Raw genomic sequence first — 3,476 nt, forward strand, 5'->3', positions numbered from 1 at the left:
GTCTTCGCCGTCCATGTAATTTATACCAAGACTGGCCAACTGTAAGGTAAATCGCTTTTGAGCCCTTGATGTCGGACTGCAGCTCATCAATCAGCTTTATGCTTTCAGAGGTGACTGAGCCCAGCACCAGTTTTGCATCGAAGAGAAAAACCAGCCGGCCGGGGTTGTCCTGCGCTGATGTAGGCAAGGACGACACCCTCTACGGATTGAAACCCGATGGCAGAGGCAGAATCCTTCGCGGGGATGTAGCAGTATCGAACGCGGGCTTCGTATCAGCAACCCGCTCGACCTCTCCGGCCTTATCAACCAGTGTTGAAAACAGGTATTTCCGGGAGTCAGCGGATTTCATGGAGATGGCGAGATTGACGCAAGGTTGCCGGAGCTTCCGACCGAAAGCATGATCTGCCCCGGGTTGTTACCGGTACCGGCGTTGGAGATCGCACCATAACCGGCTCCGTCCAGGGCCCGGACGTTCATAACTCCAATGTTTCCAATGTACTCGACACCGAAATAGGTCGCCTGCGCGGTCTGCTGTTGGTTATCGCTATAGGTCAGGATGGGGAAACCCGGCTGTCGTTGCCAAGGTCAGTATCAAATTTCGATGCGTAAACGTCCCTGTCGGGTTCCCCGTTTGCCACGTTCGCAGTCGGCCGGCTCGGGTCGGTAGAGTTTGAAATCAACCCATCGTTAATTGGCATCCAGTAAACATCGTAGCTACCGAACGAAGTCTCGCCGGTGGCAGCGTCTTCTTTGCTGCTGTCCAGATCGAAGTTTCCGAAGTATGTGGGCTGAAACTTGCCCTGGGTGATTATGTCCAGTCTCACTCCCGATGCCGTGGTAACCTCAACAGCCATGGCGGCGGGTACGCCGTTTACAGCGATCAGCGCTCCCAGGCATCCCTAACCAATGCACTTTGGTATTGTTTTCATTATTCCTCCGACGTCTCTGATTTGAGATTTTTTGTAGGTATCGTCGACCAAGCCAATCCAGCGACAAGTAGTTATAGCAGAGATGGCAGAAAAGCGACAAGCATCTACCAGATAAAGGAAAGTTGAGCGGGGCTTGGTCATAACAGTCGGCACGGGGCACGGTAGAGTTTTTCACCCCCGAGCCTCATTGCTGCCGGGATTTCCACTGGCGAAACTGTTTCCATTCCAGCCATTTCTGAAATTCCCTGTATTCTTGTGAGTCTGGATCCATCCGCCTGAAGGCTTCGAAGCTTCTGTAGGTGTCAGAGTCCGGGGCCGCCTTCCCTCCGGCGCGTTGACTGGTCGCACAATCCGAGCAACGACCCGACAGGATAGAATATCCCTCCCGGGCGCTGTCATCGGGACTGCTGGCAAACAGGCCTGGTCCATCAGGCAGGCGGTCTTCTCCCGGCATCGTCGTCGTGTCAGCGGGTCGGACCACATTAAGTCCGCAGCCCGACAGAGCCACTACCAGCACGGGAATTATCCATAACCGCAGTTTGTGCATATTTTATTCCTGTCCGTTATTCAGGTCAGACCCGTTGGTTAAAAGGCGACCCGGATACCGGCATAGAGCTGGCTGATATCGTTGGCATCGCCCCATCCTTCAGCGGTCTTGACCGACGAAGGCAGGTCAAGCGAATACAGGTGATACGAGGAGAACAAGCGGACCGCGCTCGACCAGTCGTACACGTATGCCAGACCAATCTGGCTTCCCTTGGTTCCCTCAACAATCAGATCTTTGGTCTCGCCATAGTTGACTGCAAAGTGATGGGCGCCAGTCAAGTAGCCTACCTGACCGAATAGGTTGGTCGCATCAAAGCCTTCTTGATTAGCCTGCCCCGCATTGGCCATTGCGTCGGTTTTATCATTACCGTAGGAGACGGTAAAGTTCAGGCCACCGTCCAGCAACAAAGACGCCGAAGCACTAAGGACTTGCTTGGCTTTGAATTCCGAACCGGGGGTGAGTGGCTGACCATTGGTGGGCGAGGCCTCAATATTCAGATCATTAGTATCAACCCAGCTCAGCCCCGTGGCCAGTTTGGCTCCCGGCAAATCTACGTGGTAGCGGGCCGCCAGTTCATAGGCATTGCCGTTGTCGAGACTGGTCGACAGCACCAGACCGCCGATCGACGGGCTGTCGTAGCGGATACGCTCTTGTCGACCAACGGCATTGAAGACGCTGTTGGTTTGACCAATTTTGTAAAGTTGGTTGCCGTTATCATCGACAAAACTGATGCCGGAAGAATAAAGGGTATACCAGGCACCGCCACCGTAGTAGAGCGTTCCGGAGTAATCCATCATGTTGGCGTAGTAGCCAGCACCATCGCCTTTGCCGAAGCTCACCTTACCAAAGTCACCCTCGAGATAGATGTCAATTTTCCGGGTATCCAGGTTAACGTCACCCCCCCCGGAATTTTTGCCGATATCGAACTCCGTGGATCCGAACTGAACAACTGACATTTCATAGATAAAACCGACGTTCATGCCGTTGGCCATCTTCTCATTGCCAGTGAACCGGAAACGTGAGTTGGAACCGATGTTGTCGACACTCGCGTAATCAGTCTCATTCCCGTTATCCGCGACGGTGAACGCACGATCCAGCTGGCCTGACACCTTGAATTCCATGGCGTGACCCGGCGAAGATAACCCCGCCATCACCAGTGCGAGCGCTGAACTCAGTGCCGCTTTTTTATTTGTCATTAGCATCATCAACCCCTAATTATTATTGATTTATTACTGAACGTGTCATGCGTACTACGTCCACTATCTTAAAGTGCTGTGCCCTCCTGTCCCGAAACTCAAGTGGCTTCAGGTCTTGCGTCAGCGCTGGGCACAGCAACAATATTGACCACACTGATCGTAGCACAAGCCCGACGACTGAGAAGTCAATTAACATTAGACTTTAGTGCAACCGGGAGCCTCTTCAGGCACTTTCAGGAAGGCAATCAGCACCGCACGTTCAGTCCTGAATCGTGCCTTGAACTGTTCCCTGGATATCTCGGCTTCGCCCCCGTGCCACAAAATGGCTGGGCCAGATCGTCTGGTCGCTGAGGTCTGGCCGGTCAGCGACCAGACCGGTCGTGTGCTTTGGTGTGTGGCAGGCGGCACACCCCGTGTTGCTAACGAGTCTGGCGCCTTGCTGCACTTCCGGGTTTTCCATGGCGCGACGGGCGGGAACTGCAAGGCTGCTGGCGTAGAAGGTGATAAAGCCTGCCACTTTGTCGCTGACTTCGGGGTCGCCGCCATTAGCAAACTCCTGAATCCGTGAGTTCAACCGGCTGAAACTGTATCCAAAGCCTGCAATAACAAAGCCTTGGGCGATATAATAGCACCTGACATCCATTCACCCAGTCAGTGCATTTAGCTCATGCGTACTTTCACTCTCCAGCAATCCCGAACCGAAGTCTATACACCCCACGGCGGACTGGCCCTGGTGGGCCACTGCCTGAACCGGCACACGTCGCTGATCAAAACCGCTCGCACAGTCGTCAAGCGGCACGGTAT

The 3,476-nt window shown here is 54.0% G+C and carries 5 protein-coding genes and 1 pseudogene; 1 reads left to right on the top strand and 5 read right to left on the bottom strand.

All coding sequences use genetic code 11. The annotated features are described in order from the left end of the window. From AC13DD_RS04085 to AC13DD_RS04105, 5 genes are all read right to left on the bottom strand, one after another. The coding region (locus AC13DD_RS04085) for a hypothetical protein (RefSeq protein WP_482930874.1) at nucleotides 1-187 on the bottom strand (187 nt) is incomplete at its 3' end. Nucleotides 188-551: 364 nt separating this feature from the next. After that, nucleotides 552-854: a hypothetical protein gene (locus tag AC13DD_RS04090; protein ID WP_053113939.1), complete on the bottom strand. Its 303-nt coding sequence runs from the start codon at nucleotides 852-854 to the stop codon at nucleotides 552-554. A gap of 660 nt (nucleotides 855-1,514) precedes the next feature. Further along, a complete protein-coding gene (locus AC13DD_RS04095) occupies nucleotides 1,515-2,672 on the bottom strand; it encodes a porin (RefSeq protein WP_482930875.1) in 1,158 nt (385 codons plus the stop codon). Between the two features lie 195 nt (nucleotides 2,673-2,867). Next, the gene (locus AC13DD_RS04100; RefSeq protein WP_227507882.1) at nucleotides 2,868-2,969 is read right to left on the bottom strand and encodes a hypothetical protein; all 102 of its coding nucleotides are present in this window, start codon (nucleotides 2,967-2,969) and stop codon (nucleotides 2,868-2,870) included. Continuing rightward, nucleotides 2,932-3,315, bottom strand: coding sequence for a di-heme oxidoredictase family protein (locus AC13DD_RS04105; RefSeq protein WP_053113947.1), 384 nt, complete (start codon nucleotides 3,313-3,315; stop codon nucleotides 2,932-2,934). Before AC13DD_RS04105 ends, AC13DD_RS04100 begins: the two co-directional genes overlap by 38 nt. A 24-nt stretch (nucleotides 3,316-3,339) precedes the next feature. Here AC13DD_RS04105 and AC13DD_RS04110 point away from each other — a divergent pair. Continuing rightward, nucleotides 3,340-3,476 (top strand): annotated as a pseudogene (locus AC13DD_RS04110) (IS1380 family transposase); the annotation flags it as partial.

The organism is Marinobacter sp. L-13, from assembly GCF_056857715.1.